This is a genomic window from Pseudomonas palleroniana (genome assembly GCF_022836895.1).
Classification (GTDB): Bacteria; Pseudomonadota; Gammaproteobacteria; order Pseudomonadales; family Pseudomonadaceae; genus Aquipseudomonas; species Aquipseudomonas palleroniana.
In genome coordinates, this window is the sequence record NZ_CP092411.1 from 1,818,876 (window position 1) to 1,843,267 (window position 24,392).

The 24,392-nt window shown below is 61.4% G+C and carries 17 protein-coding genes; 2 read left to right on the forward strand and 15 right to left on the reverse strand.

All coding sequences use genetic code 11. From position 1 onward, the window contains the following. Positions 1-20: 20 nt before the first annotated feature. From pstS to MJP36_RS08275, 3 genes are all read right to left on the reverse strand, one after another. Complete coding sequence (gene pstS / locus MJP36_RS08265) at positions 21-1,037, reverse strand: phosphate ABC transporter substrate-binding protein PstS (RefSeq protein WP_244385171.1); 1,017 nt, start codon at positions 1,035-1,037, stop codon at positions 21-23. Positions 1,038-1,209: 172 nt separating this feature from the next. Next, positions 1,210-6,153 carry a hemagglutinin repeat-containing protein gene (locus MJP36_RS08270; protein WP_244385172.1) on the reverse strand — a complete coding sequence of 1,648 codons (4,944 nt, stop codon included), beginning with the start codon at positions 6,151-6,153 and terminating at the stop codon, positions 1,210-1,212. A gap of 99 nt (positions 6,154-6,252) precedes the next feature. Beyond that, a complete protein-coding gene (locus tag MJP36_RS08275; RefSeq protein WP_425226332.1) occupies positions 6,253-7,965 on the reverse strand; it encodes a ShlB/FhaC/HecB family hemolysin secretion/activation protein in 1,713 nt (570 codons plus the stop codon). A gap of 133 nt (positions 7,966-8,098) precedes the next feature. Between MJP36_RS08275 and MJP36_RS08280 the strand changes: the two genes are divergently transcribed. After that, positions 8,099-8,506, forward strand: a complete 408-nt coding sequence (locus tag MJP36_RS08280) for a hypothetical protein (protein WP_244385173.1) — start codon at positions 8,099-8,101, stop codon at positions 8,504-8,506. 161 nt (positions 8,507-8,667) lie between these two features. After that, positions 8,668-9,726: a quinolinate synthase NadA gene (gene nadA / locus MJP36_RS08285; RefSeq protein ID WP_060754176.1), complete on the forward strand. Its 1,059-nt coding sequence runs from the start codon at positions 8,668-8,670 to the stop codon at positions 9,724-9,726. Between the two features lie 64 nt (positions 9,727-9,790). Here nadA and MJP36_RS08290 read toward each other — a convergent pair whose 3' ends face one another. The 12 genes from MJP36_RS08290 to arcD form a co-directional block, all read right to left on the reverse strand. Next, positions 9,791-10,279 carry an RDD family protein gene (locus MJP36_RS08290; RefSeq protein ID WP_104994683.1) on the reverse strand — a complete coding sequence of 163 codons (489 nt, stop codon included), beginning with the start codon at positions 10,277-10,279 and terminating at the stop codon, positions 9,791-9,793. Positions 10,280-10,374: 95 nt separating this feature from the next. Further along, positions 10,375-10,587 (reverse strand): cold-shock protein, encoded by a 213-nt coding sequence (locus tag MJP36_RS08295; RefSeq protein WP_034109143.1) that lies wholly within the window; start codon positions 10,585-10,587, stop codon positions 10,375-10,377. Positions 10,588-10,977: 390 nt separating this feature from the next. Beyond that, entirely contained in the window at positions 10,978-12,102 is a 1,125-nt protein-coding gene (gcvT, locus tag MJP36_RS08300; RefSeq protein ID WP_060754174.1) for a glycine cleavage system aminomethyltransferase GcvT, read from the reverse strand. Between the two features lie 39 nt (positions 12,103-12,141). After that, positions 12,142-13,518, reverse strand: a complete 1,377-nt coding sequence (locus tag MJP36_RS08305) for an L-serine ammonia-lyase (protein ID WP_104994682.1) — start codon at positions 13,516-13,518, stop codon at positions 12,142-12,144. A gap of 147 nt (positions 13,519-13,665) precedes the next feature. Next, positions 13,666-16,506, reverse strand: a complete 2,841-nt coding sequence (gene gcvP / locus MJP36_RS08310; protein ID WP_161549374.1) for an aminomethyl-transferring glycine dehydrogenase — start codon at positions 16,504-16,506, stop codon at positions 13,666-13,668. Positions 16,507-16,516: 10 nt separating this feature from the next. Then, complete coding sequence (gene gcvH / locus MJP36_RS08315) at positions 16,517-16,900, reverse strand: glycine cleavage system protein GcvH (protein WP_060754171.1); 384 nt, start codon at positions 16,898-16,900, stop codon at positions 16,517-16,519. Positions 16,901-17,307: 407 nt separating this feature from the next. Then, positions 17,308-18,816: a sigma-54-dependent transcriptional regulator gene (locus MJP36_RS08320; protein WP_060754170.1), complete on the reverse strand. Its 1,509-nt coding sequence runs from the start codon at positions 18,814-18,816 to the stop codon at positions 17,308-17,310. Between the two features lie 229 nt (positions 18,817-19,045). Next, positions 19,046-19,408, reverse strand: a complete 363-nt coding sequence (locus MJP36_RS08325) for a DUF5064 family protein (protein WP_060754169.1) — start codon at positions 19,406-19,408, stop codon at positions 19,046-19,048. Positions 19,409-19,426: 18 nt separating this feature from the next. Further along, on the reverse strand, positions 19,427-20,356 hold the full coding sequence (gene arcC, locus MJP36_RS08330) for a carbamate kinase (protein ID WP_060754168.1): 930 nt from the start codon (positions 20,354-20,356) through the stop codon (positions 19,427-19,429). A gap of 152 nt (positions 20,357-20,508) precedes the next feature. Further along, positions 20,509-21,519, reverse strand: coding sequence for an ornithine carbamoyltransferase (locus tag MJP36_RS08335; protein ID WP_060754167.1), 1,011 nt, complete (start codon positions 21,517-21,519; stop codon positions 20,509-20,511). 69 nt (positions 21,520-21,588) lie between these two features. Beyond that, complete coding sequence (arcA, locus tag MJP36_RS08340) at positions 21,589-22,845, reverse strand: arginine deiminase (protein ID WP_060754166.1); 1,257 nt, start codon at positions 22,843-22,845, stop codon at positions 21,589-21,591. Between the two features lie 40 nt (positions 22,846-22,885). Beyond that, positions 22,886-24,313 carry an arginine-ornithine antiporter gene (arcD, locus tag MJP36_RS08345; RefSeq protein ID WP_060754165.1) on the reverse strand — a complete coding sequence of 476 codons (1,428 nt, stop codon included), beginning with the start codon at positions 24,311-24,313 and terminating at the stop codon, positions 22,886-22,888. Between the last annotated feature and the right edge of the window lie 79 nt (positions 24,314-24,392).

Genomic DNA, 24,392 nt, shown 5'->3' on the forward strand with positions numbered 1-24,392 from the left:
GAAGGGGGTTGCAGGGCGAATCAGTGAGTGAAGTCAGACTTCCAGTAGTCTTCGATTCGCGTCACCAGGGAGGACGGCAGTGCTACGTAATCCAGCGCTGCGGCCTGTTGCTGGCCTTTTTCCAGGGACCACTTGAAGAAGTTGAAGGCTGCCTGGCTTTGCTCGGCATTCTTGGGCTGCTTGTACATGATGATCCAGGTGGTGGCCGTGATCGGCCATGCGCCTTCGCCCGGTGCATCGGTCATGATCAGGTTGAAGTCCTTGGCGCCGGCCCAGTCGGCGGTATCGGCTGCGGCCTGGAACGCCTTGGCGTCAGGTTCGACGAACTTGCCTGAAGCATTCTTCAGCGAGGCGTAGGCCATCTTGTTCTGCAGGGCGTAGGCGTATTCCACAAAGCCGATCGAGTTCTTGATCTGCTTCACGTAGGCCGAAACGCCTTCGTTGCCCTTGCCGCCAACGCCGACCGGCCAGGGTACGGTGGTGCCGAAACCCACTTTGGTTTTCCAGCTGTCGCTGACTTTGGCCAGGTAGTTGGTGAAGTTGTACGACGTGCCGGAGCCGTCGGAACGGTGCACGACGGTGATGTTTGCGCTTGGCAGTTTCACGCCGGGGTTAAGCGCTGCGATGGCCGGGTCGTTCCAGGCCTTGATATCACCGAGGAAAATTTTCGCCAGGGTATCGCCGTCGAGCTTAAGCTGACCTGCCGTCAGGCCTTCGACGTTCATGACCGGGACAATACCGCCGATCACGCTGGGGAACTGGCCCAGGCCGGCGGTTTTGAGATCTTCGGCCGACAGCGGGGCGTCGGAAGCACCGAAGTCAACGGTCGCTGCCTTGATCTGGGCAATGCCGCCACCGGAGCCAATCGATTGATAGTTGATACGGTTGCTGGAGGTTTTGCTGTAGTCCTGGGACCACTTGGACAGCACCGGGTAGACGAAGCTGGAGCCGGCACCGGTCACGTCAGTGGCGTGGGCCACGCCGCTCAGGCACAGGGCGGTCAACAAAACAGACAGACTTTTTTTAGTCGGCAACATCACGACAACACCTCGTGGGAAGGGGTAAGTGGAAGGGTCCACCTGTCTAAGACGTGACGATTTAATTCCTGATATATGTCTGTTTAATGACCGATTGGCTTTATGAAGAAACATTTAGAAATGTTTGCTTCGGTGGAGCCAGGCTTGCCCATTTCCACCGAAGCAGTGCTACTTAGTTGATGCCCTGATCGATCCCGGCCTGCAACGCCTGGCTATCACTGTGCCCGCCGACCCGCAGCGGCCCCAGGTTGAATGCCTGATCCTTGCGCGTGGCGTCGTCCTGTTTCTGCGTCAGTTCGTCCTTGGCACCCAACAGCAGGTTGACCGGTGACTTCGAGAGATTCAGCCCGAGATCGGCGCGATAGTCGCTACCTGCCAAGGTTGTCGCCGTGACCGTGGACCGCCCCAGATCGACCATGCCGTTCTGCGCGCTGATCCGGCTGCCTGTGAGGCGAGTATCGCCATTCACCTGCAGGCTGACGCCGTGGGTACCGAGAATGCCCGATGCCTGAGCGACGCTGTCCTTGACCACATGGCTGACGTCCAGGTTCAGCGTAGGGGTGTAGTTGGTGTTGCCGCTCTTGTCACCGAACAGCACGTTTTGCGTGGTATCAGCCACCGAGCTGCCGGTGGTGTTCTTGCCGCTGACGGTGTAGCTGTCACTGGTTTTTGGCCAAACCTTGTCTTTGAAGCTGGACAGGCGAGTTCCCAACGCATCCTTCTTGTCGGCGAGGTAGGCCTTGGCTTGGTCCACGCGAGTGCCGAAGGCTCCGCGGGGCTCAGGGTTGACGTCGTAACTGCCGCTGCGGGTGAGTTTTTCAGCCAAACGTTCCTTGGCGTTGACCACGCTGTCCTTGGCCGACGCCAGGTGGTCGACGCCTTTGTCGACTGCGTTTTCGAGCTTCTCCCGGTGCTTGTCGAACGCACCTTCCGCCTTGGCCTGCACCTTGTCCTTGAGCGGGCCGGTGGCCTTGGCCAGCTTGTTGACCACGCCGGGCTGGTTCTTCTCGACATCGAGCTTGGCGTCGACATTGACCTGGGTGCTGTTGACCTGGTCCTTGCGGCTCTCGACGATGAGGTCGCCGCCCACGTTGCCACTCACCTGATCGGCTTCGATACGTGCCCCTGCCAGGCGGGTATCACCGGCACTGTCGATGACCACGTTAGCCGCCTTGACCAGGCTGTTGTGTTGCGTGGTGCCTTGCAGGTGGTCTACGTCGACCTTGGCCCGCGCATTGATGCCGTGCTGGGTCTTGGGGGTGTCGTGCTCACCGGCATCGGCCAAGGTGGTTGTTCCGCCACTGCCGCCCGCGCCCAGAGCCACGCCCCAACTGTTGTGGGCCTGCGTGGATTGCGCCGACTCTTGCAGGATGCCGCCGTTTTGCGCAGTGAGATTGACGCTGGCCGCCGTCACCTGAGTGCCTTGCAAGTGGATGGCATCGGTTGCGCCGGCGCCACTGTGCAGGGCGACATTGCCGTTGCTGTGCAACTGCCCGACGCTCACGCCGCTATCATTTTCCGCCACCTTGCCCAGGTTGAAATTGGCGCTCAGGCTGCCGGTCGTGCTGCTGCTTTCGGCGCTGCTGGTCTTGCCGGCGCCGACGGTCAGGCCGCCGCCCAGGTTGTTGCCATGGCTCAGATGGGTGTGGGTGGCAGCTTGCAGGTCCAGCTTGCCGCCGGCACTGAGGCTGATGTCGCCGGTTTTATCGGTGCTGCTACCGATCCGGGTGCCTTGCAGGGTCATGTCGCCGCCGCTGCTGAGTTGGATCGGACCGCTGCCCTGAATCGTTGCAACCCGGGCCTGGCTGTCTTGCGTGTCCAGCTGTTTGTGGTCCAATTGCACGCCGGCACCGAGGTTGACGTTGGTACCGCTGGTGCCTGGCGCCGTGCCGACCGTCAGCGAACCACTGCCGCGCAGGCTGTTGCTGGCGGTACTTTGGCTGTCGTTGGCCTGATTCAGCGCCAACTCACCGCCCGTCTTGAGGTTGACGCCCGCCTGGCCGCCATCGAATTGACTGCCTGCATACCGCGCGTCGCCCTTGGCCTCGATGTTAACGCCTTGAGTGGCGACGTAGCTGCCAACCACCGCTGTGCTGCGCGATTCGCGCACATCGCTGCTGCCGCCACTGCCGCTGCCACGCACGTTCAGGTCTTCACCGGTGGTGGTATAGACCCGTACGCCAACCTTGGCGTCTACACCCTGCTCGCTATTGCTGTGGGTATCGGTCGCCGCCGTGGCGACATGCTCGTCAGCCTGGATCTTCAGCGCGCCCTGGGTGGCCTGGTATTGAGTGCCTTCATCCTGCAATTTACCCGCGACGTTGACCTGCACCGCACCGCCACTGAACTGGCTGACCACCGCTGTGCTGTCCTGCTGTGTGCCGGTCTTGTGGGTATGGCCGACTTCCACATCCAGCCCGACGTTGGGTTGTTCGAGCGCATCCAGCAGGCCAGGCTGATGGAATTTGGCCTGGGCTACCCCTTCGACGGCTTTTTCGATTGGCCGGGTGAGGCCTCGGTATTCGAGATTGGCGCCGATGTCGGCCGTCCAGCCATTCTCCTTGTGGGTACTGGTCTGGCTGTTGTGCGCCGCCTGGTTATCGACCTGGCCGGCGTTGACCTGCAACTCGGAACCGGCCTTGACCTGTGCGCCCTGGCTGGTGAGGGTGTTGCCGGCGTTGACGGTCAGTTTGCCCGTCGCCGCCAGGCTGCTGGTTTGCGCCGTGGTCGTGCTGCGGGTGTCGTGGCTGCTTTGATGGCTGAACTGTGCGCCGTTACCGGCTCTGTCCAGGCCGCCGGTGTAGTAGACGCCACCGCTGAGGGTGGTCTTGTCCGTGTCGCTGTGGACGGTGTCGTCGGTCGCCAACAGTTCGACATTTTTACCGCTCAAGGTCGCATCGCCGCCGGTGGCCTTGAGGTCGGAACCCTGGATGCTCACATCGCCCCCGGCCGTCACGACCAGGCTGCCGCCGCTGAGGCTGGAAGCCTGCTGCCGGGTGGTATCGGTCTTGTGGGTTTGCTGCTGGTCTGCATAGTTCACGCCCGCCCGGTACTGGCGGGTGCCAGGGGCCGTTTCCTTGGCGTAAGCGTCAAAACCGCGAGTGTGCGTGCCGGTAGTGTCGTGGGCGGTATTTTCAGCCGACGCGATCTTGATATCACCCTTGGCATCGGCCTGCAGTTCAGCGACGGCCGAGACTTTTGAGCCGCTGACTTCGATGTCCTTGGCGCTTTGCAGCTTCAGGTTGCTGTCCGAGCGCAGGTGGCTGGCGACGACCGTGCTGTCCTTGAGGTTCTTGCGGCTTTCATCTTTGGAGATACCGAAGAACTTGCTGTCGTTGCTGTAGCGATTGTCGTGGGAGGTGTTCTGTACGCCGTCGATCACCAGCGAGCCCTTGTCACTGATGACACTGGCCTGTTTGCCGCCCCGCGCCTGGCTGCCACTGATGCGGACGTCGTCCGCCTTGACGATCAACCTGCCGTCGGCATTCACCTGGCTCGCGGTGTTCAAGGTCTTGCCTTGGTTGCCATCGCCGTTCTGGCCGAAGAAGCTGCCGCCGACCAGGTCGCCGGAGTACGCATTGTCGCTGCTGCTCTGAGTGCGGGCGGCGCTGGTGATAGCCACGTGGCGGGCGGCCAATTGAATGTCGCCAGGGGTTTTCAGCTCGGCGCCTTGCAATTGCAGGGTCTGTTGGCTGTTCAGTTCCAGCGCATTGCCGGCCTTGAGGTTGCTGGTGACGCTGCGTTGTTCGCGGGTGGACTTGTCCCAGTTGGCTGTCCACAGGTGCTTGCGATGCTTGCCTTGATCGGTGGTTTCATGGGTTTCGGTGGCGGCATTCACCTGCAGGTCGGCGCCGCTGTTGACGCGCAAGTCCGCCCCCGCGTTCACATGGCTGGCGTTGATCTGGGTGGTGGCGCCGGACGACAGTGCAGCATCCTGCTGGGCGACGACGTTGTTACCGTGCTGGCGCGAGTCGTTGTCGGTGGTGGTGCGGTCGTAGGTTTCGTAGGTGAACAGGAAGTTGCTGTTGTTCCACTGCTCACGCTTTTGCTGGAGCTTGCGGCTTTCCAGGCTGCTGAGGGTCAGGTTGCGTCCGGCATCGAGTTTGACATTACGCCCGCCGACATCGGCGGCGGCCAGGCTCAAGTCCCGGGTTGCATGCACGTCCACATCGCCCTGATGACTCTGCACGCCGGCACGGGTAGCGTCGAGGCTGTTGGCGTGGACCTGCCCGCTGATATCGAGGTCGCCGGCCGAGCTGATCTTCACACCGTCGCGGCCTTGCACTTGCACCCCACCCACACGCACGCCCGCGCCTTCGGCGGTGCTGATGATGTTGATGCGCCCGGCCTGCATCGCACCGAACAGGCTGGCGTCGATACGCTGGTCCTGGGCCTTGCCGGCCGGGTCCACCTGGCGGACTTGCCCACTGGCGAAGTCGACCTGGTTGCGGCCGACCGTCAGGTTCAATTGGTCACGGGCGCTGAGGCGACCGTCGCTGTCAATGCGCGGCGCGATCAGGTTGATCGAGCCTTCGCGGTTTTGCAGCCCCTGGCCGTGCACCGTCAGTTGGCCGTGGGCGTCGCGGGTGCTCAAGGCTTGCAGTTTGCCGTCGTTGAGTTCTGGGTGGCCCACCACCAGATTGGCATTCGGGGTGTTGATGAAACTGCCGCCATTCACGGAAATACCGTTCGGGTTGGCCAGCACGTAATCGGCGGCGTGGCCGAAAATCTCCTGGGCGCCGTTGAGGTTCGAGGCGTTGCGGCTGATCACTTCATTGAGGATCACACTGGCCGCCTGGCCCTGGAACTGCGGGTTGGCCGCCAACTGCCCGGCGAGCTGGGATTGGCCGGCCTGCAAGGCATTGTTCAACACCAGGCCCTGGCGGTCGACGTTGTAGTCCAGGAACTGGTTATGCGACAGGCCGCCGGCATTCGGCGCGACGATGTTGACGATCGGCACGCCGCCCTGGTTTTGCAGTTGCGGTGTACCGCCGGGCCCTTCGGCGACGATCACGCCACCGGCCAGTACCAGTTGGGGCAGCAGGAACAGGCTGGCGATGGCCCAGCGCAGTTTGCCCTGGGGAGAGAGGTGAAACGTGGGGGTGTCATTGGGCATATAAAATTTCGCTCTGTGTTGGCTGATCCGCAACGTGCGTTGTTCGTTGCAACGTCACTGTGGTGGTCAGGTGCAGCGGTTGTTTCAGGCTGATCCGGGTTAAATCTGCAGGCTGAGGCGTGTCAGCCAGACTTCGGGCTCCTGGCCGAAACCTGCGGGTGTGTTGAGGCTGCGTTGGTAATCGAAGTCGAGCTGTACGTTCTTCCAGCTCAGGTTGAGCCCGGCACTGGCACCGCTCAGGCGTTGTCCCGGGGCACCGTGTTCACGCTTGACCCAGCCGTTGTCGAGGCCAAGTCGCGGGGTGATCTTCACTGGCAAGTTGTTGTTGAGCGGCAGGCTCAGGGTGTTGCGCCACAGCGCGCCGATGGCGCCGGACGCACTGTTTTCGCGATAGCCACGTACCGCCGAATCGTCGGTGCCCAGCAGTTGTTCAATAGCGGGCAACGCGTCGGGGCTGTATTGCGCGGATAACTGGCTCTGCCACTGCCACGGTTGCCCGACCCATTGGCCGTTGCGCCATTGAGTCAGGTTGGCGCGGTACTTGTGAAATTGCGCCTTGGGCAGATTCTTCTGTGTTGAGTCAGCGTCACGATCAGCGCCGAACCAGGTCAGGCCCTGGGCGTAATTGACGTCGAGGTTCCACACGGCACTGTTGAGCCAGAACAGGTTCACCCCGGCCTGGGCCACGGTCAGCGTGGGGCTCTGAATCTCCAGATGGGCTTTTTGCAGGTAGCTGTCGACGTCCTTGTAGGCCAATTGCAGGTTGGCGCTGAGTTGATGGCCTTGGTCGCGCCACAACACCCGGTCGCTGCGCAGGCTGACCTGATCGGTGCGCCCGCCGTTGTAGAGCGTCGTGCGGCCGACGGTATAGGGCGAGCGGTATTCGACATGGCTGGCGAACAGGCTGTAGGTCCAGTACCCGTAGGGGATCGAATAAAACAGACTGTGACTGCGGCTGTAGCGCGGGCCATGGTTGAGGGTGTCGCTGAAGCTCAGGTTGAGCGAGTCGTTGAGCTCCAGTGGGCTGTCCAGGCTCAGGTTGACGGCGTTGCGATCGCGCCCGGTGCCGGCGCTGCCGAGGTTATCCAGCCCAAGCCCCAGCGCCCAGCGCGAGGCGCTGCTGCGTGGGCGCAGGAGGATGCGCGAGGCGCCGGGCGCGCTGCCTGGTGCGATGTCGGCGGTGAGGTCGACCGAGCGCAGGCGGTTGAGTTGGTCCAGGCCCTGTTCCAGATCGCGCAGGTTCAGCGGCTTGCCCAGCATGCCGGGGAACGCTCCGCCCAGCGACACCGGCAGGCTCTGGTCGGCCAGTTCGATGGCTTCGAGGTAGCCTTCTTCGACGTGAATCGCCAGCGGCTGGCCGGCAATCGGCTTACTGACCAGGTACGGACGACTGGCGATGTAGCCGGCGGCGACATACAGGCGGGTAATCTCGGCCAACAGGCGGTTGATCTGGGCGACGCCCATGCAGGGGGCCACGTAGGGCTCGATGCGTTTGTTCAACTGCGCCTTGCTGAACAAGGTGACACCGGCCAGGCGCGTGCCGCTCAGGGGCCAGCAACGCTCATCTTTGGCGGTCGCAGGCAAGGCCGGCGTTGCCACGGCGGGAGCGAAACTGCCGCGTTGCAGTTGGCGCTGGCGCTGTTCCAGTTGTAATTGCTGCAGGTCGCGCTGTTGTTGTTGCTGCAAACGCAGGGCTTCCAGATCGGGCTGCGGCCCATCGGCGGCACCTGCCGGTAGCGCGCACAGGCAGAGCAGGGCGATGCCCAGTTTCTGGATACCCCACAGGCGTTCGGTTGAGGGCTGACTCGGCACTCGACTTCCTTAACGTAATCACACAAACGATGCCCCTGAGCCAAATCGTGAAGCCGGGGGACTTGCCATACTTGAGCCATCATTAAACGAATTGTTACATGGGTTGTAGGATTTATTGCAAAAAACGTGAGGAATGCCGCGTTATTTAGTAAAAAATCGCACAGTTTTGGTGCGCTCAGGCTGGGTTTATGCCTTTTTGGTCTTTGTTCTCGGGAGAGTCTGGCGGGAAGTAGCTTGCGGGATGGTTTTGATTGTTGCGTTGAATCATCTTAATCGCCGCGTTTATCGGCAGTGTGCTGACCCACTGCTTGCCGCTTCTGAGCAGGGCTACGGCAATCAACCAGTTCGAATATGGCTCTTTTGCGTCAATGTTGCCGCCCGCGCTGTCAATTTCGGAGGTTCGTCCAGGCGCGATTACCTGGCGCTGTTTGAGCATGCGGCCCGGGCCGGCAAAAAATCCCAGGAAATCCCGGCCAGTCTGCAAGACTCGATTCTGCTGCAGGACGGCCCCGCCGTTATTGCCCGACAGGCGCGCCTTTAGAAAGCCAGATTAGGCTTTTGAATCCATTGGATATTCTGTAGCCTTGCGCAGCTTCACCCGTGCTTGATGAATACAATCACTTCGTCCGGCGGTGCCCGAAGGGCTCCAGAGCCGGTGGTACACTCGACTTTCGCGCAACTGCGCCTGCAGGTCTTGCGAACATGACGCAAATTTCCGAACGCCTACTGGTTCAAGCCCACCTCGACGCCAAGCAGCCCAAGGCCCTTAGCGCCGATGAAGAGGCGAGCCTGCGAACCGCCATCGCCGCTGAGCTTAAAGCTCAAGACGCGGTGCTGGTTGCCCACTTCTATTGTGACCCGGTGATTCAGGCCCTGGCCGAAGAAACCGGTGGCTGCGTTTCCGACTCCCTGGAAATGGCCCGCTTCGGCGCCGCTCACCCGGCCAAGACCGTACTGGTCGCCGGTGTGCGTTTCATGGGCGAGACCGCGAAAATCCTCACCCCTGAAAAGCGCATTCTCATGCCGACCCTGGAAGCCACGTGCTCCCTGGACCTGGGCTGCCCGGTGGATGAGTTTTCGGCGTTCTGCGATCAGCATCCCGAACGCACCGTGGTGGTGTATGCCAACACCTCGGCGGCGGTCAAGGCCCGGGCGGACTGGGTCGTGACTTCAAGTTGCGCGCTGGAAATCGTCGAAAGCCTGATGGACAACGGCGAGACGATCATCTGGGGGCCGGACAAGCACCTGGGCACCTACATCCAGCGCCAGACCGGGGCCGACATGCTGCTGTGGGACGGTGCCTGCATCGTCCACGAAGAGTTCAAGTCCAAGCAATTGGAGGACATGAAGGCGTTGTACCCGGATGCCGCCATCCTGGTGCACCCGGAGTCGCCGACGTCGGTGATCGAGCTGGCCGACGCCGTGGGCTCGACCAGCCAACTGATTGCCGCTGCCCAGCGTTTGCCGAACAAGACCTTTATCGTCGCCACCGACCGCGGCATCTTCTACAAGATGCAGCAGCTGTGCCCGGACAAGGTCTTTGTCGAAGCGCCTACCGCCGGCAACGGTGCCGCGTGCCGTAGTTGCGCACACTGCCCATGGATGGCGATGAACACGCTGGAACGCACGCTGCAATGCCTGCGTGAGGGCAGCAATGAGATCTTCGTCGAGCCTTCGGTGATCCCGCAGGCCGTGCGGCCGCTCAAGCGCATGCTGGATTTCACCCAGGCAGCGCGTCTCAAACTGGCCGGTAACGCCTGACTTGAGTCGGGTCAAACTGTGGGAGGGGACTTGCCCCTCCCACAGTTGATAGGTGTCCCTGGGATTATTTCTTTTGCTTCGGGATTCGCACCAACTGCGTATCCGAATAGATGTCATGCCAGCTGCGTTTACGCTTGTCGAACAGCGACCAGACAAACCCCAGCCCTACGCACAACCACGACGCAATCGCTACCACAAAGCGCAGCAGCGCCTGCCACAGGCTGATGCGTGAGCCGTCGGCGTTTTGTACGCGCACGCCCCACACCTGCATGCCCAGGGTTTGCCCCGAATGGGTCCAGAACTTGGCGAAGAACCCAAACAGCACAAAGAACAGAAGGGTCGACAGCAACGGGTCACCGTCCAGTGCCCCGGACTCGGTGAGGGTGCGCATCCTGGCTTCGCCGATAAAGGCGATCCACACCAGCTTGTAGATGAACGCCGTAACGATCAGCAGGGCGGTGCACAGCAGGAAGTCATAGAACATTGCTGCCAGTCGACGGCCCAGGCCAACGGCGGGGAATTCGCCTTGGGGACTCAGCAGGGGTTTGGACATGGCAGGGCTCTCAAGATAAAAAAGCCATTCTACGAACAAACGCGCATAAAAAAGCCCCTGATGTCACCATCAGGGGCTTTTTGTCGCAGGAAGGATCAGCCTTCTGCTTGTACTTCATCAGCCTGCATGCCTTTCTGGCCCTGCACGGCTTTGAAGGTGACTTTCTGGCCTTCTTTCAGGCTCTTGAAGCCGTTGCCCTGGATAGCGCGGAAATGCACGAACAGATCCGGACCGCTTTCTGGAGTGATAAAACCAAACCCTTTTTCGTCGTTAAACCACTTGACGGTGCCGCTCTGACGATCTGACATTTTCTTCTTTCCTTTGACGCTAAAAATTAATGACAGCCCCTTTCACATGAAAGAGTACTGGGCTGAGTTGCAGGAAAGTAAGAGACGTCGAACGGGTTGTAGCAAACTTTGGCTACTGCCCAGGTCCAGGTTCAAAGCGACCCATGCAAACACAGTAACCAAACTCTACGCCAACTAAGACAGAAAATACAAGCCCCGCCAAAAGCCCAGGTTTTGCTTGGCTTCATGACACTTTGATCAACAGTGCCCGGTTGGCTTATTCGATAGAAAGGATCACTTGTTATAGGTTTACTTCTAGTGCATTGACTATCGTCAATGCACTGTTTTATGGCGGTTGCGTTACAGTTTAGTGCACGTTAACGCAACCGCGTTACTTATAGGAACAGTCACTCAGCCACGATAGTAACGTTGTGGCACAAATGGCATTTTACTTACACGAAGTGGCACCTTTTTCCCACGCACCAACGCAGAGACTTCGGTGTCCAGTGCGGTGTGTGTGCTGTCCAGGTAACCCATGGCCAGTGGGCCGCCCAAACTTGGACCAAAGCCACCGCTGCACACGCTGCCGATCACGGTGCCGTGGGCGTCGACGATTTCCGCACCTTCACGCACCGGTGTGCGCTCCTGGGGCAGCAGGCCAACGCGCTTGCGGCTCACGCCGGTTTGCTGCTGGGTGAAGATGCGATCTGCGCCGGGGAACCCACCGGCACGTGCGCCGTCGGCCCGACGAGCCTTGGAGATCGCCCACAACAGGCTCGCTTCGATCGGCGTGGTGTCAGTGTTCATGTCATGGCCATACAGGCACAGGCCGGCTTCCAGGCGCAGCGAGTCGCGGGCACCCAGGCCGATGGGCTGTACTTCGGTTTCGGCCAGCAGGCTGCGGGCCAGGCTTTCAGCGTTGGCGGCCGGCACCGAGATTTCGAAGCCGTCTTCACCGGTGTAGCCGGAGCGACTGACATAGCAGTCCACGCCCAGCAGGCGCAGGCTGGCGAACTGCATGAAAGTCATCTGGGTGACCTGCGGCGCCAGGCGCGCCAACACCTTCACTGCCGCCGGGCCTTGCAGGGCCAGCAGGGCGCGTTCTTCGAACAGCGGCTCGATGCTGCACTGCTCGCCGATATGCTTGCGCAGGTGCGCCAGGTCCTGGTCCTTGCAGGCGGCGTTGACCACCAGGAACAGTTCGTCGTTACCCAGGTTGGCCACCATCAGGTCGTCGAGGATGCCGCCTTGCTCATTGGTGAACATCGCGTAGCGTTGCATGCCGACCGGCAGGTCGATGATGTCGACCGGTACCAGGGTTTCCAGGGCTTTGGCGGCATTGGCGCCGGTGAGGCGGATCTGGCCCATGTGGGACACGTCGAACAACCCGGCCTGTTCACGGGTGTGCAGGTGCTCCTTCATCACGCCCAACGGGTACTGTACCGGCATGTCGTAGCCGGCGAAGGGCACCATGCGTGCGCCGAGTTCGATGTGCAGCGCATGCAGTGGGGTTTTCAACAGGGTTTCGGTGGACATATTCAGCTCCTGAAAAACGTGCCGGCGCGCCGTGGGGCGTCAGCACTCGATAATGTTGACGGCTAAACCGCCACGGGCGGTTTCCTTGTATTTGCTTTTCATGTCGGCGCCGGTCTGGCGCATGGTGCGGATCACCTTGTCGAGGGACACAAAGTGCTGCCCATCGCCACGCAAAGCCATGCGCACGGCATTGATCGCCTTGACCGAGCCCATCGCGTTGCGCTCGATACAGGGCACCTGCACCAGCCCGCCGATCGGGTCGCAGGTCAGGCCGAGGTTGTGCTCCATCCCGATCTCGGCGGCGTTTTCTACCTGGGATACCGTGCCGCCCAATACCTCGCACAACGCGCCGGCCGCCATGGAACAGGCCACGCCGACCTCGCCTTGGCAACCGACTTCGGCGCCTGAGATCGAGGCGTTTTCCTTGTACAAAATGCCGATGGCGGCGGCGGTGAGCAGAAAGCGCACCACGCCATCTTCATTCGCGCCCGGAATAAAGCGCATGTAGTAATGCAGCACCGCCGGCACGATCCCGGCTGCACCATTGGTGGGCGCCGTGACCACGCGCCCGCCGTTGGCGTTTTCTTCGTTGACCGCCAAGGCGTAGAGGTTGACCCAGTCGAGCACCGACAGTGGGTCGCGCAGCGAGGACTCCGGGTTCTTGCACAACTGCCGGTGCAGGGCGGCCGCACGGCGCTTGACCTTCAAGCCACCGGGCAAAATCCCTTCGTTGCGACAACCGGCGTCCACGCAGTCCTGCATCACCTGCCAGATCTTCAGCAGGCCGAGGCGGGTTTGCACTTCGGGCCGCCAGGCACTTTCGTTGGTCAACATCACCTGGCTGATGGACAACCCATAGGTGGTGCAATGGCCCAGCAACTCCTTGGCGTTCTTGAACGGGAAGGTCAGGGCCGTGGCGTCTTCGACAATCCGGTCGGCGCCGGCCGCGTCTTCATCCACCACGAAACCACCACCGACCGAGTAGTACTCGCGGCTGCGGATCTGGATGCCGGCGGCGTCGAAGGCGCGAAAGATCATGCCGTTGGGGTGGTAGGCGAGGGGTTTGCGAATCATCGCCAAGTGTTCTTTCTCGTTGAACACAATGCTGTGTTCACCGAGCAGATTCAGGCGGCCATCCTGGCGCATGTGGGCCAGGCGGGCAGCCACGGTGTCGGTATTCACGGTATCCGGGTGTTCGCCTTCCAGGCCCAGCAGCACGGCCTTGTCGCTGCCGTGGCCTTTGCCGGTGGCGCCGAGGGAGCCATAGAGTTCCACCTTGACGCAGGCGGTGGCACTCAGCAGGTTGTCACGCTTGAGCCCCTCGACAAAGCGAGCGGCGGCGCGCATCGGGCCGACGGTGTGGGAACTGGAGGGGCCGATGCCAATCTTGAACAGGTCGAACACGCTGAGAGACATGGTTGTTCTCCGGTTTCTTATTATTTGGCTGGGTCAGTGTGGGAGGGGCTTGCTCCCGATTGCAGTGGTTCAGCCAGCTTATCTGTAGCTGACCCACCGCTATCGGGAGCAAGCCCCCTCCCACAGGGGACCGAGTGGACCTTTCGGTTATGCGTAGCTCTCGATCGAAGGGCACGCACACACCAGGTTACGGTCGCCAAACACGTTGTCCACACGACCCACCGGTGGCCAGTACTTGCCTTCGATCAACGACGCCACCGGGTACACCGCTTGTTCACGGCTGTACGGATGCGACCATTCACCCACCAGTTCCGCCGCGGTGTGCGGCGCGTTCTTGAGCGGGTTGTCGTCCTTGTCGAGGGTACCGTTTTCCACCGCGCGAATTTCTTCACGGATGGCGATCATCGCGTTGCAGAAGCGATCCAGTTCTTCCTTGGATTCACTTTCGGTCGGCTCGATCATCAAGGTCCCGGCGACCGGGAACGACATGGTCGGCGCGTGGAAGCCGAAGTCGATCAGGCGCTTGGCCACGTCGTCCACGCTGATGCCGCTGCTGTCTTTCAGCGGGCGCAGATCCAGGATGCATTCATGCGCGACCAGGCCGTTGCTGCCGGTGTACAGCACTGGGTAGTGCTCTTCCAGGCGACGGGAAATGTAGTTGGCGTTGAGGATCGCCAACTGCGAAGCGCGCTTGAGGCCCGCGCCGCCCATCATGCTGATGTACATCCAGGTGATCGGCAAAATGCTCGCGCTGCCGAACGGCGCCGCGCACACCGCGCCTTCCTTGCGTTCCATGGCCGCATGGCCCGGCAGGAATGGCGTCAGGTGGGATTTCACGCCAATCGGGCCGACGCCCGGGCCGCCACCGCCATGGGGGATGCAGAAGGTTTTATGCAGGTTCAGGTGGGACACGTCGCCGCCGAACTTGCCCGGCGCGCACAGCCCGACCATGGCATTCATGTTGGCGCCGTCGATGTACACCTGGCCGCCGTTGTCATGAATGATGCCGCAGATCTCGCGGATGCCTTCTTCGAACACGCCGTGGGTAGACGGGTAGGTGATCATCAGCGCGGCGAGGTGATCGCGATGCTCGATGGCCTTGGCCCGCAGGTCTTCGATATCCACGTTGCCACGCGCGTCGCACGCGGTGACGACCACGCGCATGCCGGCCATGTTGGCGGTCGCGGGGTTGGTGCCGTGGGCCGACGAGGGGATCAGGCAGATGTCGCGGCGCTCTTCGCCACGGCTTTGGTGATAGGCACGGATGGCCAGCAGGCCAGCGTATTCACCCTGGGAACCGGCGTTCGGTTGCAGCGAAATCGCGTCGTAGCCGGTGGCTGCGCAGAGCATGGCTTCCAGCTCGGACGTCAGTTGCTGGTAGCCGGCGCTTTGTTCGGCCGGGGCGAAGGGGTGCAAGGCACCGAATTCGGCCCAGGTCACCGGGATCATTTCGCTGGCGGCATTGAGCTTCATGGTGCACGAGCCCAGCGGGATCATGGTGCGATCCAGTGCCAGGTCCTTGTCGGCCAGCTTGCGCAGGTAGCGCATCAGCTCGGTTTCCGAGTGATAGCGGTTGAACACCGGGTGGCTGAGGATCGGCGACTGGCGCAGCAGGGCGGCCGGCAGGCTGCTTTCAACGCTGGCGTTGAAGTCCGGCAAGGCTTTGCCGTCGGCGAAGATCGCCCACAGGGTTTCGATATCGGCCTGGGTGGTGGTTTCATCCACCGAGACTCCCAGACGCTCGGCATCCACCACACGCAGGTTGATGCGCTGGGCGCGGGCCTTGTCGTGCAGGGCTGCGGTGTTGGCGCCGGTGTTGAGGGTCAGGGTGTCGAAGAAATTCGCTTGTTCGACCTGTTGGCCCAGGGCGGTCAGGCCCTTGGCCAGGATCGCGGTCAACTGGTGAACGCGCTGCGCGATCTGGGTCAGTCCTTTTGGACCGTGGTACACGGCGTACATGCTGGCGATGTTGGCCAGCAGCACTTGGGCGGTGCAGATGTTGCTGGTGGCCTTTTCGCGGCGGATGTGTTGCTCGCGGGTTTGCATGGCCAGGCGCAGTGCCGGCTTGCCGAAACGGTCCACGGACACGCCGACCAGACGCCCCGGCATATCGCGCTTGAACGCATCCTTGGTGGAGAAGTACGCCGCGTGCGGGCCACCAAAGCCCAGTGGGACGCCGAAGCGCTGTGCGCTGCCGATCGCCACGTCTGCGCCGAACTCACCCGGTGGGGTCAGCAGCGTCAGGGCCAGCAGGTCAGCCGCCACGGCCACCAGTGCGTTGGCGGCGTGGAAGCGCTCGGTCAGCTCACGGTAGTCGAACACGTCACCGTTACTGGCCGGGTATTGCAGCAGGGCGCCGAAGAACGGGCTGACGTCGGTCAGTTCGCGCTCATCGCCCACCACCACGTCAATGCCCAGCGGCTCGGCACGGGTACGCAGGACGTCGAGGGTTTGTGGATGGCTGTGCACCGAGGCAAAGAAAGCATTGCTGCCCTTGTTCTTGCTCAGGCGCTTGCAGAAGGTCATGGCTTCGGCGGCAGCGGTGGCTTCGTCGAGCAGGGAAGCGTTGGCGATCGGCAGGCCGGTGAGGTCGCTGATCAAGGTCTGGAAGTTCAGCAGCGCTTCCAGGCGTCCTTGGGAAATTTCCGGCTGGTAGGGGGTGTAGGCGGTGTACCAGGCCGGGTTTTCCAGCAGGTTGCGCAGGATCGGCGAGGGGGTGTGGCAGTTGTAGTAACCCTGGCCGATGTAGGTCTTGAACAGCTGGTTCTTGCCGGCGATGGCCTTGATCTTGGCCAGGGCCTCGGCCTCGCTCAGGCCATCTTCCAGGCCGAGCACGCTGGTGCCCTTGATGCTTTCCGGGATCACGCTGGCGCTCAGGGCTTCCAGGGAATCGAAACCCAGGCTGGCGAGCATTTGCTGCTCATCCGCCTGGCGCGGGCCGATGTGGCGGGCAATGAATTCGTTGGCGGTGCTGAGATTGATCGTCATGGCGGGCTCCTCAAGCGTCAGCGTTGGCTTTGATCAGGCGGTCGTACGCATCCTGATCCAACAGCTTAGCCATTGCACCGGCATCAGCCGGTTTGAAGCGGAAGAACCAGCCTTCGCCCATCGGGTCTTCGTTGACCAGTTCCGGGCTGTCGCTCAAGGCTTCGTTCACTGCCAGCACTTCGCCGGTCAGCGGCATGTACACACCGCTTGCGGCTTTTACCGATTCCACGGTGGACGCTTCGGCACCCTTGTCGTAGCTCTGCAACTCCGGCAGTTGCACGAAAACCACGTCACCCAGCGCATTCTGCGCAAAAGCGGTGATACCCACGGTGACGCTGCCGTCAGCTTCGGCGCGCAGCCATTCGTGATCTTCAGTGAAACGCAACTCGCTCATGGAAACTCCTCAGGGCCAGATTCGTCTGGTGGACGGGATTGGAATAATGGGGAGTTGCTTAGCAATATTGCGGCCAATCTTATAAAACCGTTATAAATCAGTCAGTTATTAAAAATGGTTATAGCGCTATGCGTTTTGGCTGTAGCGATTTCGCTACAGCGCGACCTGCGAAAAAAAAGCCTATGCGGATCAAAGCCTTGCATGGCGCGCAAAAAACAGGGTTGTAGCGATATCGTTACGCTGTAGCGCTTTCAGTACAGCCGATGTCGTTCCTGGACCTAATTTGCAGTGCGCTCACCTGTGGGAGGGGGCTTGCTCCCGATAGCGGTGTATCAGCCAACACATGAGGTGTCTGATTTGCCGCCATCGGGAGCAAGCCCCCCTCCCACAATTGGATCGCTGTTCAGTCAGGGTTTGTTGGGGATGCCGTATTTACGCAGGCGATGGGCGATGGCCGTGTGGGAGGTTTGCAGGCGGCTCGCCAGTTGGCGGGTCGAGGGGTAGCTGGTGTAGAGCGTCTCCAGCAGGTTGCGCTCGAAGTCTTCCACGGCCTGTTCCAGGCTGTCGACTTCGCCGTCGCTCTGGCGTGCTACCGACGTGCCGGCGATGTCCAGGTCGCCGATGTCCACCAGGCTGCTTTCGCAGATGGCGGCGGCGCGGAAGATCACGTTTTGCAGTTGGCGCACATTGCCCGGCCAGCGGTTGCCGAGCAGCGCCGGGTAGGTGCCGGGCGCCAGGCGGCACACCGGGCGCTGGATCTGCGCGCAAGCCTGCTGCATGAAATAGCGGGCGAGCAGCAGGATGTCCTGGCCGCGTTCGCGCAATGGCGGCACTTCGACGTTGAGCACATTGAGTCGATAAAACAGGTCTTCGCGAAAGGTGCCTTCGCTGACCATCTTCTCCAGGTCACGGTGGGTGGCGCTGAGGATGCGCACGTTGACCCGCACTTCACGGTCGCCGCCCACACGACGGAAACTGCCATCGTTGAGAAACCGCAGCAACTTGGCCTGCAAATACGGCGACATCTCGCCGATCTCATCCAGGAACACCGTGCCCTGGTTGGCCAGTTCCATCAGCCCCGGCTTGCCGCCGCGCTGGGCACCGGTGAAGGCGCCCGGGGCGTAGCCGAACAACTCACTCTCGGCGAGGTTCTCCGGCAGTGCCGCGCAGTTCAAGGCCAAGAACGGCGCACTGTGCCGCGCACTGCTCGCATGGCAGGCCCGCGCCACCAACTCTTTGCCGGTGCCGGTTTCGCCCTGGATCAACAGCGGTGCATCCAGGGCGGCCACCCGCTGCGCGCGCGCCTTGAGGGTGCGGATCACCGGGGACTCGCCCAGGAGCGCATCAAAACCTTCGGCATGGTCGTGGTGCAAGGCCGACAGCTGTTCACCGATGCGGTTGGGTGGGTAGAGCGTCAGCAGGGCGCCGGCGTCGGTGATCGGCGTGGCGTCCAGCAGCAGGGTCTGGCCGTTGACGCTGATCTCGCGCAGGGGCAAACGAAAGCCCTGTTCCAGCAAGGTCTCCAGCAGTGCCGGGTCGTTGAACAGCTCGCTGATGCTTTCCCCGGCGGGTTCGCGACCATACAAGGCGATCAGTGCGGGGTTGGCCAGTAGGATCTTGCCGGCACTGTCCAGGGCCAATACCGGGTCGGTCATGGCGGCCAGCAGGGCGTCGAGCTGCAGGTGGCGACGCTGGCCGGGGAGGATGTCCACCACCGTCACCGCTTGCACCCCCTGCACGCTGAACAGCGCATCGCGCAGCTCTTCCAGCACCTCGGCGCTGAGAGTCGGTGCGTCGATGTAGACGTTGGGCGGCACCATTTCCACCGCATCCAGGTTGAGATTGCGCCCACCGAGCAGGGCCAGGACTTCCTGGGTAATGCCGACGCGGTCGATGAAGCTGACGTGGATACGCATGGGGTGGTGTTGGGTTCTGTGATGCGGAAGGTGGCCAGTATGCCTTGCAGACGATGGAGTTCAAACTGCGGGCGATCTGTAGTGAGCGGGCTTGCCCCGCGCCGGGTGGCGCAGCCGCCCTGAACCCAGGCACCTCGGTCTTTCTGAAGCACCGTGGCGTCCTTGTTGGGGCGGCTGCGCCAGCCGGCGCGGGGCAAGCCCGCTCAATACAAGAGCTTGGTCGTGGCGGTCAGGCCAGGTGCTCTGGCTTGATCGGATCGCCGGACTTCACATCCAACTGATGCCGTACATCCTCGAACATCAAGTCGTATTGCTTGTGCATCGAGCCATTGAGTACGGCTATCTTCGGCATCCCGTACTTCTGCGCAATGTTCATCGCATGGCGCGCAAAGTCGAAAGCCTGGTCCTTGGGCAGGTAGAACTCTTCCTTGAGTTCCTTGCCCTGCACCGAACCGTGCAGCTTGAACAGCATTCCTTTGCCTTCCTTTGGATCCTGGCTGACTTCATAGTCGATGCACAGGTTGTAGCTGTAGTCATCCTTGTTGAGTGCGTGACGTTCAACGTGCAAGTGACCGGGTTCAAAGGTAGCCATAGGCGTCTCTCCTCTACTTCACAGATAGGTGATGCCAGGTTTTGCCGTGCTGATGCGTGTACCGGCGTGGCCCTGGACAATGGCTTCGATGTCCGAGAGTGAACCGATGACCGCGGTTTTGCCAGTTCGGCGGGCGAACTCGCAGGCCGCCTGGACCTTGGGGCCCATGGAGCCGGCGGCGAAGCCGAGTTTTTCGATGTCGTCCGGATGTGCCTGGGCGATCGCTTTCTGGGTCGGCTTGCCGTAGTCGATAAAGGCGGCGTTGACGTCGGTGGCGATCACCAGCAAATCGGCGTCCAGTTGCGAGGCCAGCAGCGAGGAACACAGGTCTTTGTCGATCACTGCCTCAATGCCGCGCAGTTTGCCGTCTTCGCCGTACATCGTCGGGATACCGCCGCCGCCGGCGCAGATCACGATGCTGCTTTTTTCCAGCAGCCATTTGATCGGGCGGATTTCGAAGATACGTTTGGGGCGTGGGCTGGCGACCACACGACGATACTTGTCGCCGTCCGGAGCAATGGCCCAGCCTTTTTCGGCCGCCAGTTTTTCGGCTTCGGCCTTGGAGTACACCGGGCCGATGGGTTTGCTCGGGTTCTGGAAGGCCGGGTCCTTGGCGTCGACTTCCACCTGGGTGAGCAGGGTGGCGAACGGCACTTCGAAGTCCAGCAGGTTGCCCAGTTCCTGTTCGATGATGTAGCCGATCATGCCTTCGGTCTCGGCACCCAACACGTCCAGCGGGTACGGCGAAACCTGGGTGTAGGCCGCCGCCTGCAACGACAGCAGGCCGACCTGCGGGCCATTGCCGTGGGCAATCACCAGCTCGTTGCCGGGGTGGATCTTGGCGATCTGTTCGGTGGCGATTCGGATATTGGCGCGTTGATTGTCCGCTGTCATGGGTTCGCCACGGCGGAGCAGGGCGTTACCGCCCAGTGCAACGACGATACGCATACAAAAGTCCCTCTGTAATTCTGCGTTGTGAACACAGTGTGGGAGGGGGCTTGCTCCCGATAGCGGTGTGTCATTCAGCAAATCTGTTAACTGACCCACCGCCATCGGGAGCAAGCCCCCTCCCACAGTTTTATCCGTGTTCCTTCAATGGTTTACAAATCAGCCAGGGTCGAGACCAGGATCGCCTTGATCGTGTGCATGCGGTTCTCCGCCTGTTCGAAGGCGATGCAGGCCGGCGATTCGAACACGTCATCGGTCACTTCAATGCCGTTGGCCAGGTGCGGGTACTGCTCGGCGATCTGCTTGCCGACCTTGGTATCGCTGTTATGGAACGCCGGCAGGCAGTGCATGAACTTGGTGCGCGGGTTGCCGGTGGCTTTCATCAATTCGCTGTTGACCTGGTACGGCAGCAATTGCTCGATACGCTCTGCCCAGGCTTCCACGGGCTCGCCCATGGATACCCATACGTCGGTGTGGATGAAGTCCACACCTTTGACCGCAGCTTTCGGGTCATCGGTGAGGGTGATGCGTGCGCCGCTTTCTTGCGCGTATTGCTTGCAGCGGCCCACCAGGTCGTCGTGAGGCCACAAAGCCTTGGGCGCGCAGATGCGTACGTCCATACCCAGCTTGGCGCCCACCAGCAACAGCGAATTGCCCATGTTGTTGCGTGCGTCACCCAGGTAGGCGTAGCTGATCTCGTGGATGGGCTTGTCAGCGTGTTCACGCATGGTCAGCACGTCAGCGATCATCTGGGTGGGGTGGTATTCATCGGTCAGGCCGTTGAACACCGGCACGCCGGCGAACTTGGCCAGCTCCTCGACGATTTCCTGCTTGAAACCGCGGTATTCAATGGCGTCGTACATGCGCCCGAGCACGCGGGCGGTGTCCTTCATGCTCTCTTTGTGGCCGATCTGCGAGGAGTTCGGGTCGATGTAGGTGACATTGGCGCCCTGGTCATAGGCTGCCACTTCGAAAGCGCAGCGGGTGCGTGTCGAGGTTTTTTCGAAGATCAGCGCAATGTTGTTGCCCTTCAAGTGCTGCTGTTCGGTGCCGGTGTACTTGGCGCGCTTGAGGTCGCGGGACAGGTCCAGCAGGTAGCGCAGCTCGCGCGGGGTGTGGTGTTCCAGGCTGAGCAGGTTACGGTTGTGGATGTTGAACGCCATGATGATTCTCCTTGGATTCGGTAATCGGCCCGGTCGGCTTCGGGTGGACGCCGCCGGGAAGATGGTCGTTTAGTAGTCGATAGGGTCGCGGATGATCGGGCAGGTCATGCAGTGGCCGCCGCCACGGCCACGGCCCAGTTCACCGGCGCTGATGGTGATGACTTCCACACCGGCCTTGCGCAGCAGGGTGTTGGTGGAGGTGTTGCGGTCGTAGCCGATCACGACTCCCGGCTCCAGGGCGACGACGTTGTTGCCGTCGTCCCACTGCTCGCGTTCGGCGGCGAAGCTGTTGCCGCCGGTTTCCACCACGCGCAGGGCCTTGAGGCCAAGGGCGGCGGCGACGGTGTCGAGGAAGTTGGTTTTCTCCCGGTGAATATCGATACCGTGGGGCTTGCTCTCGTCAGGGCGCAGGGTGAAGGGCACGATCTGGTTGACCACTTCGGGGAAGATGGTGACCAGGTCGCGGTCGCAGAAGCTGAACACGGTGTCCAGGTGCATCGCCGCACGGGATTTCGGCAGGCCGGCAACGATCACTTTCTCCACCGCCTTGTTCTTGAACAGGTTGCGCGCCAGTTGGCCGATCGCCTGGTGGGACGAACGCTCGCCCATGCCGATCAACACCACGCCGTTGCCGATAGGCATCACGTCGCCGCCTTCCAGGGTGGAGGCACCGTGCTCCTGGTCGGGGTCGCCGTACCAGATCTGGAAGTCCGCGTTGGTGAATTCAGGGTGGAATTTGTAGATGGCGGTGGTCAGCAGCGTCTCTTGGCGTCGCGCCGGCCAGTACATGGGGTTCAGCGTCACACCGCCGTAGATCCAGCAGGTGGTGTCGCGGGTGAACTGGGTGTTGGGCAGCGGCGGCAGGATGAAGCTCGAATGCCCGAGGAAGTCGCGGAACATCTCGAGGGTCCTGCCACCGAAGCTGCTCGGCAGGTCATCGGCCGACACGCCGCCAATCAGGAATTCGCTGATCTTGCGCGGCTCAAGGCTGCGCAGCCACGAGCCGACTTCATCGACCAGGCCCAGGCCCACGGTATTGGCGGTGATCTTGCGTTCCAGGATCCAATCCAGGGCTTCAGGGATCGCGACGATATCGGTGAGCAGGTTGTGCATTTCCAGCACATCAACGTCCCGCTCGCGCATTTTGGTGACGAAATCAAAATGGTCGCGCTTGGCCTGGGCGACCCACAGTACGTCATCGAACAGCAGTTCATCGCAGTTGTTGGGGGTCAGCCGCTGGTGGGCCAAGCCTGGGGAGCACACCATGACTTTGCGCAGTTTGCCGGCTTCGGAATGTACGCCGTACTTCACTTTTTCGGTGGTCATTACAGATCCTCCAGTAGAAACACTTCTTTTGGATAAAGCGCTATAGGGTCAGGAAGCCGTCGTAGAGGCCGTAGGCAGCCAGCAGGGCGCCTATGACCACAGCGGCGAAAATCAGCTTCTCGACGTTGGTGAAAATCGGTTTGCCCAGTTCATGCTTGGCCTTGGCGAACAGGATCGCGCCGGGGGCGTAGAGCAGGGCGGAGAGCAACAGATATTTGGTGCCGCCGGCGTAGAGCAGCCAGATCGCGTAGATCAGGGCGATGGCGCCGATGCACAGGTCTTTCCTGCGTTCGCGCAGGGCGTTTTCGTAGGTCTCGCCGCGTACCGCCAGCAACAGGGCGTAGGCTGCCGACCACAGGTAAGGCACCAGGATCATCGAGGTGGCGAGGTAGATCAGCGACAGGTAGGTGCTGGCGGAAAACAGCGTGATCACCAGGAACAGCTGCACCATCGCGTTGGTCAACCACAGCGCGTTGACCGGCACGTGGTTGGCGTTTTCGCGGCGCAAAAACTCCGGCATGGTGTGGTCCTTGGCCGCGGCGAACATGATCTCCGCACACAGCAGCACCCACGACAGCAATGCTCCCAGCAGCGAGATGATCAAGCCGACGCTGATCAGTATCGCGCCCCAGTGGCCCACCACATGTTCCAGCACGGCGGCCATCGACGGGTTCTGCAGCTTGGCCAGTTCCGGCTGGGTCATGATCCCCAGGGACAGCACGTTCACCAGCATCAAGAACAGCAGCACGGTGATAAAGCCGATCACGGTGGCCTTGCCCACGTCACTGCGCTTTTGCGCACGGGACGAGAAGATGCTCGCGCCTTCGATGCCGATGAACACCCACACGGTGACCAGCATCATGTTGCGCACCTGGTTCGCCACGCTGCCCAGGTCGGGGTTTTTCACGCCCCAGATGTCAGCGGTGAAGATCTCCAGCTTGAACGCGAACAGGGCGATCAACACGAACAGCAGCAGCGGCACCACCTTGGCGACGGTAGTCACCAGGTTGATGAACGCCGCTTCCTTGATGCCACGCAGCACCAGGAAATGCACGGCCCACAGCAGCACCGAGGCGCCGATCACGGCCGCCGGCGTGTTGCCCTCGCCGAAGATCGGGAAGAAGTAACCGAGGGTACTGAACAGCAAGACGAAGTAGCCGACGTTGCCCAGCCAGGCGCTGATCCAATAGCCCCACGCCGATGAGAAGCCCATGTAGTCGCCGAACCCGGCTTTGGCGTAGGCATACACCCCGCCGTCGAGGTCGGGCTTGCGGTTGGCCAGGGTCTGAAACACAAATGCGAGGGTCAGCATGCCGATGGCGGTGATGAACCAGCCAATCAATACGGCGCCGACGTCGGCGCTGGCGGCCATGTTTTGCGGCAAAGAAAAGATCCCGCCGCCAATCATCGAACCCACGACAAGTGCAACCAGTGCACCCAGCCTAAGTTTTCCGGGAGTTTCAGACATTGCATGACTCCAATGCAGGAGAAGAGAGACCACAGAATAATTCTGTGCGCTAATCAAACAGCTGACTCAGATCACTTCA

What these genes read in the sequence shown, in the direction of transcription:
- arcD (WP_060754165.1), bottom strand. Translation starts at nt 24,313, where the DNA reads ATGTCTGAAACTCCCGGAAAACTTAGGCTGGGTGCACTGGTTGCACTT.
- MJP36_RS08335 (WP_060754167.1), bottom strand. Translation starts at nt 21,519, where the DNA reads ATGGCGTTCAACATCCACAACCGTAACCTGCTCAGCCTGGAACACCAC.
- MJP36_RS08280 (WP_244385173.1), top strand. Translation starts at nt 8,099, where the DNA reads ATGCCGCGTTATTTAGTAAAAAATCGCACAGTTTTGGTGCGCTCAGGC.
- arcA (WP_060754166.1), bottom strand. Translation starts at nt 22,845, where the DNA reads ATGACCACCGAAAAAGTGAAGTACGGCGTACATTCCGAAGCCGGCAAA.
- nadA (WP_060754176.1), top strand. Translation starts at nt 8,668, where the DNA reads ATGACGCAAATTTCCGAACGCCTACTGGTTCAAGCCCACCTCGACGCC.
- MJP36_RS08295 (WP_034109143.1), bottom strand. Translation starts at nt 10,587, where the DNA reads ATGTCAGATCGTCAGAGCGGCACCGTCAAGTGGTTTAACGACGAAAAA.
- arcC (WP_060754168.1), bottom strand. Translation starts at nt 20,356, where the DNA reads ATGCGTATCGTCGTTGCACTGGGCGGTAACGCCCTGCTCCGCCGTGGC.
- gcvP (WP_161549374.1), bottom strand. Translation starts at nt 16,506, where the DNA reads ATGACGATCAATCTCAGCACCGCCAACGAATTCATTGCCCGCCACATC.
- MJP36_RS08270 (WP_244385172.1), bottom strand. Translation starts at nt 6,153, where the DNA reads ATGCCCAATGACACCCCCACGTTTCACCTCTCTCCCCAGGGCAAACTG.
- gcvT (WP_060754174.1), bottom strand. Translation starts at nt 12,102, where the DNA reads ATGTCCACCGAAACCCTGTTGAAAACCCCACTGCATGCGCTGCACATC.
- MJP36_RS08325 (WP_060754169.1), bottom strand. Translation starts at nt 19,408, where the DNA reads ATGGCTACCTTTGAACCCGGTCACTTGCACGTTGAACGTCACGCACTC.
- MJP36_RS08290 (WP_104994683.1), bottom strand. Translation starts at nt 10,279, where the DNA reads ATGTCCAAACCCCTGCTGAGTCCCCAAGGCGAATTCCCCGCCGTTGGC.
- pstS (WP_244385171.1), bottom strand. Translation starts at nt 1,037, where the DNA reads ATGTTGCCGACTAAAAAAAGTCTGTCTGTTTTGTTGACCGCCCTGTGC.
- MJP36_RS08305 (WP_104994682.1), bottom strand. Translation starts at nt 13,518, where the DNA reads ATGTCTCTCAGCGTGTTCGACCTGTTCAAGATTGGCATCGGCCCCTCC.
- MJP36_RS08320 (WP_060754170.1), bottom strand. Translation starts at nt 18,816, where the DNA reads ATGCGTATCCACGTCAGCTTCATCGACCGCGTCGGCATTACCCAGGAA.
- gcvH (WP_060754171.1), bottom strand. Translation starts at nt 16,900, where the DNA reads ATGAGCGAGTTGCGTTTCACTGAAGATCACGAATGGCTGCGCGCCGAA.